Origin of the sequence: Pseudomonas fluorescens (assembly GCF_001902145.1) — a bacterium.
Taxonomy (GTDB): Bacteria; Pseudomonadota; Gammaproteobacteria; order Pseudomonadales; family Pseudomonadaceae; genus Aquipseudomonas; species Aquipseudomonas fluorescens_BV.
The window spans coordinates 505,994-520,905 of sequence record NZ_MRST01000027.1; the positions used below are offsets into that span (position 1 = coordinate 505,994).

Genomic DNA, 14,912 nt, shown 5'->3' on the forward strand with positions numbered 1-14,912 from the left:
TTACTGGGTTTCCTGCGGCAACCGTTAACCCCCTGTCAGGGCGGGGCCGTAACCTTCAATAAACTCGGCGGGCATGCGCTTGGGCTTGCCGCTGGACAACTCGATACATACGAAGGTTGTTTGCGCACGCAGCAGGGTCGCGCCGTCACGGGGGCGTACCAGTTGGAAGCGACGGGTCATTTTCAGGCGTTGGTCCCAATCGACGATCCAGGTGGCCAGTTGTAACTCATCGCCCTCATAGCCAGCCGCCAGGTAGTCGATCTCATGGCGCACCACGGCCATGGCGCGGTCCAGGCGGCGGTATTCGGTGAGGTCCAGCCCCAGGCGCTGGGAATGGCGCCAGGCACAGCGCTCCAGCCATGAGACATACACCGCATTATTGGCGTGCCCCAGGCCGTCGATGTCCTCAGCCGCAACCTGCAGATCGATGATGAACGGCGTTGCCAAATCCCAGCCCATGCCTTGCTCCAGTCGATTGATGTCGGCGGGGCAGTGTATCAGGCGCTCTGGCGCTCCTGTAGACGACAGCCGGCCAATAGGGCGAGTACCGCGTCGATGACCTGCGGGTCGGCGAGCACTTTCTGGTGGCCGCCCTGCTCCAGGCGCAGCAGGCGGCTGTCGAACCAGGCTTCGTGAATGGCTTGAGCCGCCCTGACCGGAACGAAGGTGTCGTCTTCGGCGTGCACGATCAGGCCGGGAATATTCAGTTGGTAGTGGGCCACGTCCAGATGCTTGAGCGGCATGCCCATGCTCAACTCCACCTCTTGGATAAAGGCTGAGCGCGCCCGTGGCGGCAACCCGACCATGCGGGTGAACCCGCGCAGCACATCCAGAAAGCGCGACGGTGCGGCAATGCTGGCCAGTGCCTGCGTACGCAACCCCAACTGCACCGCCAACATCGCACTGGCGCCGCCCATGGAATGGCCGACCACCGCATACAGAGGTGGCAGCTCGGCCGCCGCCTCAAGCATGGCGCGGGCAAACAGCAGCACATGGGCTTCACGCCCTGGCGAACGGCCGTGGGCGGGACCGTCCAGGGCTATTACCGAATAGCCGTTGTCGACCAACGCCGTGATCAAGCTGGCGAATTGAGTCGGGCGGCCTTCCCAGCCATGCATCACCAGCACCGCCGGGCCATGCCCCCAACGCAATGCCGACAGGCCGAAACGCAGAGTGATGCGCTCCGACAGGGCCAACAGCGGCAACTCCCAGTCACGCGGCGGCAGATCGCGCGGGGTCATGAAGGTGCGACGCATCTTGCTGGCGACCGCATGCGGCGCAAGGCGCCCCACCGTGCCATTGAAACCACGTACCCAGGTCAATGCGCCCATCTTGCGTCCCCTTTTTCAGCGTACCGCCGACTTGGCCGCACGTATCACCCGATCTGATAACTCGCCGGGCCCGAGCGCTCGCGCCAGGGTCAGCCCCCCTACCATCAAGGCCATGTCCGCCAGGGCCTTGTCGATGTCTTCGGGGCTGCCGGCCAATTGCGCGGCCATCAACTCGACGTGCTCGCTCAAGACCTCGCGAAAAGCGTCCGGCAAGCGCCCCATCTCCCCCACCGTCGCGGGCAACGGGCAGGCCTGGGTCGTGGAGTCGCGGTGCTTGCGCGACAGATAAAACGCCGCGACCAAGGTGCGGCGCTCTTCGCCGGTCAGCTGTTCGTCCAAGTCATCGATAGAGGCGCGACGCTGCGCCAGCAACTGGCTGAACGCTTCCAGCATCAGCGCGTCCTTGCTTTCAAAGTGCGCGTAGAAGCCGCCGACCGTCAGCCCCGCCGCCCCCATCACTTCGCCCACACTGGGCTCAGCCGGGCCACGCTGGATCAACGCCGCGCTGGCAGCCTGCAAAATACGTTCGCGGGTTTGCGCTTTTTTATCGCTCATCGAAGCCTCCGTCTCTCATGGGTTGAATATTATTACCATAATAATATTTGGCAAGCGACAAGCACGACCGCCGGTCAGAACAGAAAAATGGGTAATAAAGGAGGGAATTGGCCAAACGCCAGACAAACAAAAGGGCCATTCAATAATTGAATGACCCTTAAAAATCCCGCAGAGCGGGTAATCGTGGCGTCCCCTAGGGGACTCGAACCCCTGTTACCGCCGTGAAAGGGCGGTGTCCTAGGCCACTAGACGAAGGGGACACAAACCTTCTATACAACAGATCAGCGCTGAGAACTGATCGATTCAAGGACGGTGTGGCCGGAACCTTGAACCTGTAAAATTGGTGGAGCTAAACGGGATCGAACCGTTGACCTCTTGCATGCCATGCAAGCGCTCTCCCAGCTGAGCTATAGCCCCGGATTTTTCGTCTCGCGACGCAGCAGACCTTTCGAGCTGCTTGTTGAAACTGGCGTCCCCTAGGGGACTCGAACCCCTGTTACCGCCGTGAAAGGGCGGTGTCCTAGGCCACTAGACGAAGGGGACAAAACCTTCTGTACATCTGATCAGAGCTGAGACCTGATCAATTCAAGGACGGTGTGGCCGGAACCTTGAACCTGTAAATTGGTGGAGCTAAACGGGATCGAACCGTTGACCTCTTGCATGCCATGCAAGCGCTCTCCCAGCTGAGCTATAGCCCCTCATCGGTGAGGACGGGGCGAATCTTAATGGCGGTTTGGAAACGTGTCAAATTTATTTTCAACAATTTCCAAAAATTTTTGCCGGGATAACAATCACTTACCGACGAAACCCCGGAAAACCGGGGTTTCGTGCCCTGAGCGGCCTGCTTAGGCGATAGCGCCCAGCAGCTTTTCCCATTCCTTGTTTTCTTTCTTCGACACACCACCAAGCAAATCAAGGGCTTGGCGCAGACGGAAACGGGTCAGGTCCGGGCCGAGAATTTCCATCGCATCGAGCACCGACACCGAACTGGCCTGCCCGGTAATCGCGGCAAACATCAGCGGCATGGCGTCACGCAGCTTGAGCTCAAGGGATTCCACCACCGCCTGGATGGTCGCCGTGATCGCATCCTTCTCCCACTGACGCAGGCTTTCAAGCTTCCACAGGATCAACTGCATCAGCTGGCGAACCTGGTCACCGGAGAGCTTCTTGGACTCGAACAGCTTGGGATCGGGATTCACGCCGCCGGCAAAGAAGAAACTGGCCAAGGGTGCGACCTGGCTGAAAGTCTCCACCCTGCCCTGCACCAGTGGCGCGATCTTCATCATGTACTCGGGGTTCAATGCCCACTGCTGCACACGGCTGGCGAACTCTTGCACCGGCAGGTCACGCAGCCACTGGCCGTTGAGCCACGAAAGTTTCTCGATGTCGAAGATCGGGCCGCCGAGGGAAACACGGGACAGGTCGAAGTTGTCGACCATTTCCTGCAGCGAAAACTTCTCGCGCTCATCCGGCATCGACCAGCCCATGCGGCCCAGGTAGTTGAGCATCGCCTCGGGCATGAAGCCCATGCGCTCGTAGAAGGTCACCGAAGTGGGGTTCTTGCGCTTGGACAGCTTGCTCTTGTCCGGGTTACGCAGCAGAGGCATGTAGCACAGCTGCGGTTGCTCCCAGCCGAAGTATTCGTACAGCAGGATCAGTTTCGGCGCCGATGGCAGCCACTCTTCGCCACGCAGCACATGGGTGATACCCATCAGGTGATCATCAACCACGTTGGCCAGGAAGTACGTCGGCAAGCCGTCGGTCTTCATCAGCACCTGCATGTCCATGCGGTCCCACGGGATCTCGACATCACCGCGCAGCATGTCCGGCACCACGCACACGCCTTCGCTTGGCACTTTCATACGGATGACGTGAGGCTCACCGGCCGCCAGGCGCGCAGCCACTTCTTCCTTGGACAACAGCAACGCGCGGCCATCATAGCGCGGGGTCTCGCCACGGGCCTGTTGCTCGGCGCGCATCTGGTCCAGCTCTTCAGCCGTGCAGAAGCACGGGAAGGCATGGCCCATATCGACCAGTTGCTGGGTGTACTGCTTGTAGATGTCGCTGCGCTCGCTCTGGCGATACGGGCCGTGAGGGCCGCCCACGTCCGGGCCTTCAGCCCAGGTAATGCCCAACCAGCGCAAGGCATCGAAAATCTGCTGTTCGGACTCACGGGTGGAACGCAGTTGATCGGTGTCTTCGATCCGCAGGATGAACTCACCGCCATGCTGCTTGGCAAAGCAGTAGTTGAACAGGGCGATGTAAGCAGTACCGACGTGGGGATCCCCAGTGGGCGATGGCGCAATGCGCGTGCGGACGGTGGTCATGGCAGGTCTCGAATGGGCGATAAAACTGAAAATTGAAACAAGGGGCGAATGGTAACAGCCTGGGGGATATCTGGAAAACCGAGGCGCGGCCATCGCAGGCAAGCCAGCTCCCACATTTTGACCGCATTCACAGACCAATGTGGGAGCCGGGCTTGCCCGCGATGGGGCCAGCCCAATCAACGCAAATCAAACAGCCAGGAGGCGCTCACGCAACTTGCCAATCTCATCGCGCGTCTGCGCCGCCGCTTCAAACTCCAGGTCCCGCGCCAGCTGGTACATCTTCTCTTCCAGCTGTCGAATCCGCTTGGTGATCTCACTCGGTGAGCGCAGTTCGTTCTCGTACTTGGCGCTCTCCTCGGCCGCCTTGGCCATGCCCTTGCGCTTCTTGCTGCGCGAGCCAGGCACGGTGGCGCCTTCCATGATGTCGGCAACGTCCTTGAACACGCCTTTGGGGGTGATGCCGTGTTCCAGGTTGAACGCGATCTGCTTGTCGCGACGACGCTGGGTCTCGCCAATCGCCCGCTCCATGGAGCCGGTGATGCGGTCGGCATAGAGGATTGCCCGGCCATTGAGGTTACGCGCCGCTCGGCCGATGGTCTGGATCAATGAACGCTCGGAACGCAGGAAGCCCTCCTTGTCTGCATCCAGGATCGCCACCAGCGACACTTCCGGCATGTCCAGGCCTTCACGCAGCAGGTTGATCCCCACCAGCACATCGAAGGTGCCCAGGCGCAGGTCGCGGATGATTTCCACGCGTTCCACGGTATCGATGTCCGAGTGCAGGTAACGCACGCGCACGCCGTGGTCGGCGAGGTAGTCGGTCAAGTCTTCGGACATGCGCTTGGTCAGCGTGGTGACCAGCACCCGCTCTTCCAGGGCCACACGCTTATTGATCTCCGACAGCAGGTCGTCGACCTGGGTCAGCGCCGGGCGAATTTCGATTTCCGGGTCCACCAGGCCGGTCGGCCGCACCAGTTGCTCGATGACGCGGCCCGCGTGCTCGGCTTCATAGTTGCCGGGCGTAGCGGAGACAAAGATGGTCTGCGGGCTGATGGCTTCCCACTCATCAAAGCGCATGGGCCGGTTGTCCAGCGCCGACGGCAGGCGGAAACCGTATTCCACCAGGGTTTCCTTACGCGAGCGGTCGCCCTTATACATGGCGCCCACCTGCGGCACGCTGACGTGGGATTCGTCGATCACCAGCAAGGCGTCCGGCGGCAGGTAGTCATAGAGGGTCGGTGGCGGCGCGCCGGATTCGCGACCCGACAGGTAGCGCGAGTAGTTTTCGATGCCGTTGCAATAGCCCAGCTCCAGAATCATCTCCAGGTCGAAGCGGGTGCGCTGCTCCAGGCGCTGGGCTTCCACCAGCTTATTGTTGGAGCGCAAGTATTCCAGGCGCTCGGCCAGCTCGACCTTGATGCCCTCGATGGCGCCCATCAGGGTTTCGCGCGGGGTCACATAGTGGCTTTTGGGGTAGAAGGTAAAACGTGGCAGCTTGCGGATCACCTCGCCGGTCAACGGATCGAAGGCTGACAGGCTTTCGACCTCATCATCGAACAGTTCGATGCGGATGGCTTCCAGGTCGGATTCGGCCGGGTAGATGTCGATCACATCGCCGCGCACCCTGAAGGTGGCTCGGGCAAAATCCATGTCGTTACGGGTGTACTGCAGGCTCGCCAGGCGGCGCAGCAATTCGCGCTGGTCGAGTTTGTCACCACGGTCAACGTGCAGCACCATCTTCAGATAGGTTTCCGGGCTGCCCAAGCCGTAGATGCACGACACCGTGGTGACGATGATCGCGTCTTTGCGCTCCAGCAGTGCCTTGGTGGCCGACAGCCGCATCTGCTCGATGTGGTCGTTGATCGACGCATCCTTCTCGATAAAGGTATCGGAGGATGGCACATAGGCTTCGGGCTGGTAGTAGTCGTAGTAGGAAACGAAATACTCCACCGCGTTGTTCGGAAAGAACGCCTTGAATTCGCCGTAGAGCTGCGCCGCCAGGGTTTTGTTCGGCGCCAGCACCAGGGTCGGGCGGTTGGTCTGGGCGATCACGTTGGCGATGCTGAAGGTCTTGCCGGAACCGGTCACCCCAAGCAGCGTCTGGTGCGCCAGGCCGGCCTCGATGCCTTCGACCATCTGACGAATGGCTTCCGGTTGATCGCCGGCGGGTTCAAAACGGGTAACGAGCTGGAAATCCGACATAACGTACCTCGTGAAGTCACCCCAGACTCGACACCGCCAGGGACGAAATAGCTCAGCAACCCGCGAATAACCATCGCAGGTTGCAGGAAAAAACCATGATAGCTGTAGAAGTGGTGTCGAATGTGACGGGTTTCAAGGCCGTCGTCCTACACGACCTTTCTCGTCAATGTTGCAATAAGACTAACGGTCAGCAAATAAACCGAAAAACTTGGCCGAAAAGCCGTTTCCGTTGTCGCTCTCAGCCGTGATGGCCTCTATACTAGCTCCCCGTTTGTGCACCGCTCTAGTGCATTCGGCTGGAGCGCGACACGTCCCTCCCTTCCCCCATAGAGCTGCCGCAAAAATGAGCCTGTTCTCCGCTGTCGAAATGGCACCACGCGATCCAATCCTGGGCCTCAACGAAGCATTCAACGCCGACACACGAACCACCAAGGTGAACCTTGGCGTGGGCGTTTACTGCAACGAGGAGGGGAAGATTCCACTCTTGCGTGCCGTTGCCGAAGCGGAAGCCATTCGTGTGGCGCAACATGCCGCCCGTGGCTACTTGCCAATCGACGGCATCGTGGCGTACGACCAGGCCGTGCAAAAGTTGCTGTTTGGCGCTGAGTCGCCACTGTTGAGCGCCGGCCGCGTGATTACCGCCCAGGCCGTGGGCGGCACGGGCGCGCTGAAAATCGGCGCCGACTTCCTCAAGCAACTGCTGCCCAACGCCGTCGTCGCCATCAGTGACCCGAGCTGGGAAAACCACCAGGCGTTGTTTGAAAAAGCCGGTTTCCCGGTGCAGACCTACCGCTACTACGACGCCGCCACCCACGACGTAAACCGTGCCGGCCTGCTCGAAGACCTCAACGCCCTGCCACCACAGTCCATCGTGGTGCTGCACGCCTGCTGCCATAACCCGACCGGCGTCGACCTCAGCCCGGCCGACTGGCAAAACGTGCTGGACGTGGTCAAGGCCAAGAACCTGGTGCCGTTCCTCGACATGGCCTACCAGGGCTTCGGCGATGGCATCCACGAAGACGCCGCCGCGGTACGCCTGTTTGCTGAGTCGGGCCTGACTTTCTTTGTATCCAGCTCGTTCTCCAAGTCGTTCTCGCTGTATGGCGAACGCGTAGGCGCGCTGTCGATCGTCAGCGAGTCCAAGGAAGAAAGCGCGCGCATCCTGTCCCAGGTCAAGCGTGTGATCCGCACCAACTATTCCAACCCGCCCACCCACGGCGCAGCCATCGTCGCCGCCGTACTCAACAACCCGGAACTGCGCGCCCAGTGGGAAGCCGAACTGGCCGAGATGCGCCTGCGCATCCGGGGCATGCGCGAGCAGATGGTCGCCGAACTGGCCAAGGCAGCTCCAGGCCATGACTTCAGCTTCGTCGGTCGCCAGCGCGGGATGTTCTCCTACTCCGGCCTGACCGTTGAGCAAGTCACCCGCCTGCGCACCGAGTTCGGTATCTACGCACTCGATACAGGGCGTATCTGTGTGGCGGCGTTGAACCAGTCGAACATTGGTGCGGTGACCAAGGCGATTGTCCAGGTGCTGTAAGCGGGCACACGTTATACGAAGGGGGAAGCCAATGGCTTCCCCCTTTTTATTGGCGAACACACTAGACTGAACACCGACTGCCCCTTGCTGTGAGAGTTTTATGAGAAACGACGACCTGGACCTGCGCGCCGACCGCGACGAATTGCACGACTATGCCCCACGCGCACCGCAAGCCAAGCGACAGAAGAGCTTGGTGCTGCAGGTAGCGCTGGGAGTATTCCTCGGTGGGTTGGCGTTATGGCTGGTACAACTGGGCGCGACGGCAATCATGGCCAAACTGGCCATGGGCACCCTGCAATTTGGCGGCTGACCCCGCCTCTCCTGTAGGAGCGAGCTTGCTCGCGAAAAAACCAAAGGCACCGCGTTCATCCAGAATGCCCGCGTTATCGTTAACGGTCTTCGCGAGCAAGCTCGCTCCTACAAAACCCGCGTTCTTCCAGCAGTTTTACGAAACTGTTCAAACTCTGCGACACCGTGCCCCGCCGCCAGATCAGCCAGGTATTCAAAATACGGAACGTGTCGGGCAGCGGCCACACGCTCACCGCCGCACACCCCGGCATACTCTCCAGCATACTTCGCGGCATCAGCGCCAGCCCGGCCCCGGCGCTGACACAAGCCAACATGCCGTGGTACGACTCGATCTCGAAGATCCTGCCCGGTACCGCGCCATCCTGTGAGAACCAGCGCTCGAAATGATGCCGGTACGAGCAGTTGGAGCGAAACGTATAGATGTTCTCGCCATTCACCTCCTGCCCCCGGGTGATCGGCGCGTGATGCAGCGGCGCAATCACCACCATCTCCTCTTCGAACACTGCCACGCCTTCCAGCGTGGGATGCAGCACCGGCCCATCGACAAAGGCCGCCGTCAGTCGGCCCGACAGCACGCCTTCGATCATAGTGCCCGAAGGGCCCGTGCTCAGGTCCAGCTCGACCTTGGTGTATTGCTGGTTATACGCCGCCAGTAACGCCGGGATACGCACGGCCGCCGTGCTCTCCAGCGAGCCAAGGGCAAACGCGCCCTGGGGCTCCTCCCCCGCCACCGTCGCACGGGCTTCTTGCACCAGGTCGAGAATGCGCCGCGTATAGCCGAGGAAATTCCACCCCGCCGGTGACAGGCGCAGCCGGCTTTTCTCGCGGATAAACAACTCCACGCCCAGGTCCTGCTCCAGTTGTTTGATGCGCGTGGTGAGGTTCGATGGCACGCGATGAATCAACTGCGCGGCGGCGCTGATGCTGCCTTGCTCGGCAACGGCCTTGAAGATTTCCAGCTGCACCAGATCCAAATCATTCTCCAATCGTGAACGTATTACTTAATATTATTCAGTTTCCAGAAAACATACAGCCCCGTACGCTGGCCCCATTCCACTTATTCAGCCGGACGGTGCCATGAACAATGCTATCTCCCACCAGACCCACGCCCTGTCGATCAACCCCGCCAATGGCGAAACAGTCGGCAGCTATCCCTATGAAAGCGCAGAACAGCTGAACGCAGCCCTCGCCCGCTCGACCGATGCCTTCCGCACCTGGCGCCGCACGCCTGTGAGCCAGCGCGCCGAATACCTGCTGGCCCTGGCTGCCGCCCTGCGAGAGCAAGCTGAAGACATGGCGCAAATGATCACCCTGGAAATGGGCAAACCCATCGTCCAGGCCCGGGCCGAAATCGAAAAGTGCGCCCAACTGAGCGAATGGTATGCCGCCCACGGCCCGGCCATGCTTGCCCCGGAGCCTACCTTGGTGGACAACGGCAGCGCCCGGATCGAATACCGCCCACTGGGCCCGATCCTCGCGGTAATGCCGTGGAACTTCCCGGTATGGCAAGTGCTGCGCGGCGCGGTGCCGACCCTGCTTGCCGGCAACACCTACGTGCTCAAACACGCGCCAAACGTGATGGGCAGCGCCTATCTGATCCAGCAAGCGCTGCGTAAAGCCGGTTTCGCTGAAGGCGTGTTCGAAGTGATCAACGTCACCCAGGAGGGCGTGTCCGCTGCTATCGCCGACCCGCGCATCGCCGCCGTGACCCTCACCGGCAGCGTGCGCGCCGGCATCGCCATCGGCTCCCAGGCCGGGGCCGCATTGAAGAAATGCGTGCTGGAACTGGGCGGCTCCGACCCGTTTATCGTGCTCAACGACGCCGACCTCGACGCTGCCGTGCAAGCCGCCGTGATCGGCCGTTTCCAGAACAGCGGCCAAGTCTGCGCCGCCGCCAAGCGCTTGATCATCGAAGCGGGCGTGGTTGAAGCCTTCACCGCCAAATTCCTTGACGCCAGCCGCGCCCTGGTAATGGGCGAGCCCACCTCGGACACCACCTATATCGGCCCCATGGCGCGCTTTGATCTGCGCGACGAACTGCACGGCCAGGTCCAGACGACCCTGGAAGAAGGCGCCACGCTGCTGCTGGGCGGCCATAAAGTCGCGGGCACGGGCAATTACTACGAACCGACCGTCCTGGCTGACGTCACCGATCAAATGACGTCGTTCAAACAGGAACTGTTCGGCCCCGTGGCCTCGATCATCACCGCCCGCGACGCCGAGCACGCCGTGGCGCTGGCCAATGACAGTGAATTCGGCCTGACCGCGAGCATCTTCACAGCCGACTCGGCAAAGGCGCGGGCGATTGCCGACCAGCTGGAAACCGGCGGGATCTTCGTCAACGCGTTCAGCGTGTCGGACCCGCGGGTGGCGTTTGGCGGCGTGAAGAAGAGCGGGTTTGGCCGCGAGCTGTCGCACTTCGGCGTACGCGAGTTCTGCAACGCCCAAACGGTGTGGCTGGACCGCAAATAAAGCGGCAACGGCTAGGCGTCGTCGGCACGCGCATCAAACGCCGCCTGCGCCTGCAGCACCGTTTCCGAATGGCTGAGCGTCCAGGCGTAGAGTGCCTTGAACGGCTCCTTCAGCGTCCCCCCCAGCGGCGTAATGCTGTATTCCACCGCCACCTGGGAAGACGGAATGACCCGGCGCGCCAGGATGCCACTGCGTTCAAGACGGCGCAGGCTCTGGGTCAACGCCTTTTGCGTAATGCCGTCCAGGCGACGCCGGATTTCATTGAAACGCAGCGGTTTCTCGCACAGCGCGCCAAGTATCAAGACCGACCACTTATCGGCGATCTGATCAAGCAATAATCGGCTGGTGCAATCGGCCTTGAACACCTCGGGCACCGTACCGTGTTGAGTCGGCGCCAGGTCATGATCGAGCATGTGGTTTCCTCTGGGATACCTGATAGCTTTGAAGTGCCTAATTGATATTAGGTATACGCAATATACTATGAAGACTCCTTTCAAATGGAGTCTCTCGCAATGAGCCTTGCACATCCAGATGCCCTGTTTCAGCCCTTTGCGCTGAAATCCCTGGCCCTGAAAAATCGCATCGTCATGGCACCCATGACCCGTTCATTTTCCCCCACCGGTGTACCGAAAGAAAACGTCGCCGCCTATTATCGCCGACGTGCCGAACACGACGTCGGGCTGATTCTCTCAGAAGGCACCGCCATTGATCGCCCCGGCGCACGTAACGACCCCGGCGTCCCGCTGTTCCATGGCGACGAGGCTCTGGCGGGCTGGAAACAGGTCATCGACGGCGTGCATGCGGCAGGCGGCAAAATGGGGCCGCAAATCTGGCATGTGGGATCGGTGGGCAATCCCTTCAACGATTGGGCGCCCGAGACAGGTATCGAAGGCCCTTCCGGCCTCGCCGCACCCAGTACGCCACGCGGTGACGCGATGAGTGATGAAGCCATCGCCGACACCATCGCGGCTTACGCCAAGGCTGCCGCCGACTCCAAACGGTTAGGGTTTGATACCGTTGAAATACACGGTGCGCACGGTTACTTACTCGATCAGTTCTTCTGGGAAGGCACCAATCAGCGTCCCGACCAGTTCAATGGCGCATCGATCAAGGAGCGCTCGCGTTTCGCGGCAGAGGTGGTCAAGGCGATACGTGCAGCAGTAGGCCCGGCGTTCCCAGTGATATTGCGAGTGAGCCAGTGGAAGCAGCAGGATTACAGCGCGCGCCTGGCGACCACGCCGGACGCCATGTCGGACTGGCTGGTGCCGTTGGTGGAAGCGGGTGTCGATATCCTGCATTGCTCACAACGGCGTTTCTGGGAAGCCGAATTTCCCGAACTGGATGGCGAGCAGGGGCTGAACTTCGCCGGCTGGGCCAAGAAACTCACCGGCGCGGCGACCATCAGTGTGGGCTCGGTCGGCCTGTCCGGGGACTTTCTTGCCTCCTTCGGAGGCGAAAGCTCTCAACCCGCCAGCCTGGATAACCTGGTGCACAGGCTGGAGCGCGAGGAGTTCGACCTTATCGCCGTTGGCCGCGCATTGCTGAGCGACCCACAGTGGGCCAGCAAGATTCGCACGGGAGAGACCGCCAGCCTGAAAGCCTTCAGCCCCTCGGACCTTGCTGAGCTCATCTAGCCAATAGGCCCAAGTCAGCCCCGACTATGCCGTCGCACGCACTGCACCAACCCCTCCAGTGCCGGAGAATTCACCGGCGCGAGCACACAGACCGTGTGCTCGCGCTTGCCCTCCGCCACGGTCAGGGTGTAATGCACCCGGCCTGGGTTGCCAGGCTCGGGATCGGTGCTTTGCGGCAACTTGAAAAAATCGGACGCTTCAATCAGTTGCCGCAACTCCTGCTGATCAGGCTCGGGCAGCGCGTCCAACTCTACCGTGCGCGGCTTGGCCAACCCCGGAAAAAACGCCGGTCCGCCGCTTTCCTTGATTGAAATTCGCATGGCTGTTCCTCGCCGCACAGGCGGCTTCGTCAAACGTTTATGCCCACCGCTTTCCAGCCTTCCTTGACTGCCTTCTGCTCAGCTTTGTTCACACCATAAAGCTGGCCGGCAATATCGTGGGTGATGCGCGCAAAACGCAAAAACCCGGAGTTGGGTCGCAACCGCGAATCGCGCAGTGCGTCATACCAGATACGCCCGGCACGCTCCCAGGCGAACCCGCCAATCCGGGTGGCCACCTGATAGAACGCGTGGTTGGGAATGCCGGAATTGATATGCACCCCGCCATTGTCCTCGTAAGTTTGCACAAAATCATCCATGTGCCCAGGCTGTGGGTCTTTGCCCAGCAGCTTGTCATCAAACGCAGTGCCTGGCGCCTTCATCGAGCGCAGCGCCGTGCCCTTGATCTTTTTGGTAAACAACCCCTTGCCGATCAACCAGTCGGCGTCCTCGGCCGTTTGCTTCAGCGCGTACTGCTTGATCAACGAGCCGAATACGTCCGACAACGACTCGTTCAGCGCGCCGGACTGGTTGAAGTACATGAGCTTGGCCTCATCCTCGGTCACGCCATGGGCCAACTCATGGCCAATGACGTCGAGTGCCACGGTGAAGCGGTTGAACAACTGCTGGTCGCCATCGCCGAACACCATCTGGGTCGAATTCCAGAAGGCATTGTTGTAGTCCTGGCCGAAGTGCACCGTGGCGTCCAGCGCCATACCCGCATCGTCGATGGAATTGCGATCAAATACCTGGTCAAAAAAATCGAAGGTCGCGCCCAGGCCGTCATAGGCTTCGTCTACTGCGGCATCGCCACTGGCAGGCTGCCCTTCGCCGCGAATCAGCTTGCCGGGCAGGCTGTCGGTGTTTTCGGCACTGTAGATCGAGCGTTGCTTCTCGGCGCCCACGGCCAGTGCCATGCGGGCCGGGCCTTTGGCGGGTACTGCGAGCATACGCAGCGAGCGGAACGTGCTGTCCTTGGCGCGCGTGCGTAGTGCGACCTCCCGTTGGGCTTTATCCCCGTGGCGGGCGATCTGGTCGAGCATGTACGGTGGGATCAGGCAGAAAATCGGGTTGCGCGGCTGGCGAACACACATGAGCTGGCTCCTTTTTGGCGCGTGATGAACGTCCGGGTAACGGTTTTCAGGATAGCCCTGAGTTCGCCACCTGGGCCAAATTGTCATGGGTTTGTGTTTCAGTGGTGTTTATTCCAGGCCCATAAGGAACATGCCCATGCCCGCCCGCACAGCCAACATCGACCTTTCCCACCGCCCAAGGCTTGCCGACCTGCGCCCATTGGTCGCGCTCAGCCCCACCCTGCTGGAAGCCAGGGCTGCGACGCCGCGCGTCACCGCGGCCAAGGACCTCAAAAACCGCGCTGGCTATGCCGACGACTTCCTCAGCGACTTCGTGGTGCCATGGCCCACGGTTGACCAGCCACTGGCGGGCGATGTGCAACCCAAGCGCCTGGACTACACGCATTTCTCCATCACCATGTCACGCTCCCGACGACTGGCGCTGTACGTGGGGGTGAATATCGACGGCGCCAAGCATGTGGACATCACGCGTAGCAACGACACCTGGGCCTACGATGGTCGTCTGCCCCTGGAGGCGCAGGCAGGTGAAGACCTCTATGCCGGCAATGGCCTGGACCGCGGCCACCTGGTACGGCGCCAGGACCCCAACTGGGGCGACGAGGCGGCCACCGCCAACTTCGACACCTTTCACTTCACCAACTGCTCGCCACAGATGAGCGGCTTCAACCAGAAGACCTGGCTGGAGCTCGAAGACTACATCCTCGACAATACCCAGCGCTGGAAAGCCCGGGCCACGGTGTTTACCGGGCCAGTGTTCGCCGATGACGACCGGCTTTACCGTGGCGTAAAAATCCCCAAGGCGTTCTGGAAAGTAGTGGCCTACCTCAGCGACGATGGCAAGCCGTCCGCCAGCGCCTACATGATTGACCAAAGCCGCGAGCTGGGCCAACTCGACCTGGTATTCGGCCCGCTTCGAACCTACCAGCGCAGCGTGATTGCAATCGAACAATTGACCGGCATCCGCTTCGCCAACCTGGCCGACTACGACGGGTTCAGCAACGAAGAGCGCGCCACAGGCACCCGGATCGAAGCGCTGATCCGCGGCCCCCAGGATATTCGGCTCTGACGATCCCTTTGTAGGAGCGAGCTTGCTCGCGAAGAACATGAAAGCGCCGCGGCGCACCAGGCTCC

At 61.0% G+C, this 14,912-nt stretch carries 14 protein-coding genes and 4 tRNA genes; 5 read left to right on the forward strand and 13 right to left on the reverse strand.

The genetic code is table 11. The annotated features are described in order from the left end of the window. Window positions 1-24: 24 nt before the first annotated feature. From BUE92_RS25340 to uvrB, 9 genes are all read right to left on the reverse strand, one after another. Window positions 25-459: an acyl-CoA thioesterase gene (locus tag BUE92_RS25340; RefSeq protein ID WP_020300953.1), complete on the reverse strand. Its 435-nt coding sequence runs from the start codon at window positions 457-459 to the stop codon at window positions 25-27. A 38-nt stretch (window positions 460-497) separates the two neighbouring features. After that, complete coding sequence (locus tag BUE92_RS25345) at window positions 498-1,331, reverse strand: alpha/beta hydrolase (RefSeq protein WP_073526921.1); 834 nt, start codon at window positions 1,329-1,331, stop codon at window positions 498-500. Between the two features lie 15 nt (window positions 1,332-1,346). Beyond that, window positions 1,347-1,886, reverse strand: coding sequence for a TetR/AcrR family transcriptional regulator (locus BUE92_RS25350; RefSeq protein ID WP_073526922.1), 540 nt, complete (start codon window positions 1,884-1,886; stop codon window positions 1,347-1,349). 184 nt (window positions 1,887-2,070) lie between these two features. Further along, window positions 2,071-2,146: transfer RNA gene (locus BUE92_RS25355), tRNA-Glu, on the reverse strand. An 81-nt stretch (window positions 2,147-2,227) separates the two neighbouring features. Beyond that, window positions 2,228-2,303, reverse strand: a tRNA-Ala gene (locus BUE92_RS25360). Between the two features lie 50 nt (window positions 2,304-2,353). Further along, a tRNA-Glu gene (locus BUE92_RS25365) sits at window positions 2,354-2,429 on the reverse strand. A 79-nt stretch (window positions 2,430-2,508) separates the two neighbouring features. Continuing rightward, a tRNA-Ala gene (locus BUE92_RS25370) sits at window positions 2,509-2,584 on the reverse strand. A 147-nt stretch (window positions 2,585-2,731) separates the two neighbouring features. After that, window positions 2,732-4,213: a glutamate--tRNA ligase gene (gltX, locus tag BUE92_RS25375; protein ID WP_032896132.1), complete on the reverse strand. Its 1,482-nt coding sequence runs from the start codon at window positions 4,211-4,213 to the stop codon at window positions 2,732-2,734. 186 nt (window positions 4,214-4,399) lie between these two features. Beyond that, window positions 4,400-6,415, reverse strand: coding sequence for an excinuclease ABC subunit UvrB (gene uvrB, locus BUE92_RS25380; protein WP_005789781.1), 2,016 nt, complete (start codon window positions 6,413-6,415; stop codon window positions 4,400-4,402). Window positions 6,416-6,758: 343 nt separating this feature from the next. On the opposite strand from uvrB, the gene BUE92_RS25385 reads away from it, so the two are divergent. Continuing rightward, entirely contained in the window at window positions 6,759-7,955 is a 1,197-nt protein-coding gene (locus tag BUE92_RS25385; RefSeq protein WP_034116881.1) for an amino acid aminotransferase, read from the forward strand. Between the two features lie 100 nt (window positions 7,956-8,055). Then, window positions 8,056-8,265: a hypothetical protein gene (locus BUE92_RS25390; RefSeq protein ID WP_005789784.1), complete on the forward strand. Its 210-nt coding sequence runs from the start codon at window positions 8,056-8,058 to the stop codon at window positions 8,263-8,265. A 79-nt stretch (window positions 8,266-8,344) separates the two neighbouring features. Here the strand turns inward: BUE92_RS25390 and ptrR are convergent, their stop codons facing one another. Continuing rightward, entirely contained in the window at window positions 8,345-9,238 is an 894-nt protein-coding gene (gene ptrR / locus BUE92_RS25395) for a putrescine utilization regulator PtrR (protein WP_073526923.1), read from the reverse strand. Between the two features lie 103 nt (window positions 9,239-9,341). On the opposite strand from ptrR, the gene BUE92_RS25400 reads away from it, so the two are divergent. After that, entirely contained in the window at window positions 9,342-10,736 is a 1,395-nt protein-coding gene (locus BUE92_RS25400; protein ID WP_073526924.1) for an aldehyde dehydrogenase family protein, read from the forward strand. An 11-nt stretch (window positions 10,737-10,747) separates the two neighbouring features. On the opposite strand, the gene BUE92_RS25405 is transcribed toward BUE92_RS25400, so the two are convergent. After that, complete coding sequence (locus tag BUE92_RS25405; RefSeq protein ID WP_073526925.1) at window positions 10,748-11,149, reverse strand: winged helix-turn-helix transcriptional regulator; 402 nt, start codon at window positions 11,147-11,149, stop codon at window positions 10,748-10,750. A 99-nt stretch (window positions 11,150-11,248) separates the two neighbouring features. On the opposite strand from BUE92_RS25405, the gene BUE92_RS25410 reads away from it, so the two are divergent. Beyond that, window positions 11,249-12,370, forward strand: coding sequence for an NADH:flavin oxidoreductase (locus BUE92_RS25410; RefSeq protein WP_073526926.1), 1,122 nt, complete (start codon window positions 11,249-11,251; stop codon window positions 12,368-12,370). 14 nt (window positions 12,371-12,384) lie between these two features. Here the strand turns inward: BUE92_RS25410 and BUE92_RS25415 are convergent, their stop codons facing one another. Next, window positions 12,385-12,690, reverse strand: a complete 306-nt coding sequence (locus BUE92_RS25415) for a protealysin inhibitor emfourin (protein ID WP_073526927.1) — start codon at window positions 12,688-12,690, stop codon at window positions 12,385-12,387. A 29-nt stretch (window positions 12,691-12,719) separates the two neighbouring features. After that, the gene (locus BUE92_RS25420; RefSeq protein ID WP_073526928.1) at window positions 12,720-13,781 is read right to left on the reverse strand and encodes a M4 family metallopeptidase; all 1,062 of its coding nucleotides are present in this window, start codon (window positions 13,779-13,781) and stop codon (window positions 12,720-12,722) included. A gap of 136 nt (window positions 13,782-13,917) precedes the next feature. Here BUE92_RS25420 and BUE92_RS25425 point away from each other — a divergent pair, with 136 nt between their 5' ends. Continuing rightward, window positions 13,918-14,847, forward strand: a complete 930-nt coding sequence (locus BUE92_RS25425; RefSeq protein WP_073526929.1) for a DNA/RNA non-specific endonuclease — start codon at window positions 13,918-13,920, stop codon at window positions 14,845-14,847. Window positions 14,848-14,912 lie beyond the last annotated feature (65 nt).

Excerpts from the sequence above, each read along its gene's own strand:
- BUE92_RS25340 (WP_020300953.1), bottom strand. The coding sequence starts at position 459 with ATGGGCTGGGATTTGGCAACGCCGTTCATCATCGATCTGCAGGTTGCG.
- BUE92_RS25345 (WP_073526921.1), bottom strand. The coding sequence starts at position 1,331 with ATGGGCGCATTGACCTGGGTACGTGGTTTCAATGGCACGGTGGGGCGC.
- BUE92_RS25350 (WP_073526922.1), bottom strand. The coding sequence starts at position 1,886 with ATGAGCGATAAAAAAGCGCAAACCCGCGAACGTATTTTGCAGGCTGCC.
- gltX (WP_032896132.1), bottom strand. The coding sequence starts at position 4,213 with ATGACCACCGTCCGCACGCGCATTGCGCCATCGCCCACTGGGGATCCC.
- uvrB (WP_005789781.1), bottom strand. The coding sequence starts at position 6,415 with ATGTCGGATTTCCAGCTCGTTACCCGTTTTGAACCCGCCGGCGATCAA.
- BUE92_RS25385 (WP_034116881.1), top strand. The coding sequence starts at position 6,759 with ATGAGCCTGTTCTCCGCTGTCGAAATGGCACCACGCGATCCAATCCTG.
- BUE92_RS25390 (WP_005789784.1), top strand. The coding sequence starts at position 8,056 with ATGAGAAACGACGACCTGGACCTGCGCGCCGACCGCGACGAATTGCAC.
- BUE92_RS25400 (WP_073526924.1), top strand. The coding sequence starts at position 9,342 with ATGAACAATGCTATCTCCCACCAGACCCACGCCCTGTCGATCAACCCC.
- BUE92_RS25405 (WP_073526925.1), bottom strand. The coding sequence starts at position 11,149 with ATGCTCGATCATGACCTGGCGCCGACTCAACACGGTACGGTGCCCGAG.
- BUE92_RS25410 (WP_073526926.1), top strand. The coding sequence starts at position 11,249 with ATGAGCCTTGCACATCCAGATGCCCTGTTTCAGCCCTTTGCGCTGAAA.
- BUE92_RS25415 (WP_073526927.1), bottom strand. The coding sequence starts at position 12,690 with ATGCGAATTTCAATCAAGGAAAGCGGCGGACCGGCGTTTTTTCCGGGG.
- BUE92_RS25420 (WP_073526928.1), bottom strand. The coding sequence starts at position 13,781 with ATGTGTGTTCGCCAGCCGCGCAACCCGATTTTCTGCCTGATCCCACCG.
- BUE92_RS25425 (WP_073526929.1), top strand. The coding sequence starts at position 13,918 with ATGCCCGCCCGCACAGCCAACATCGACCTTTCCCACCGCCCAAGGCTT.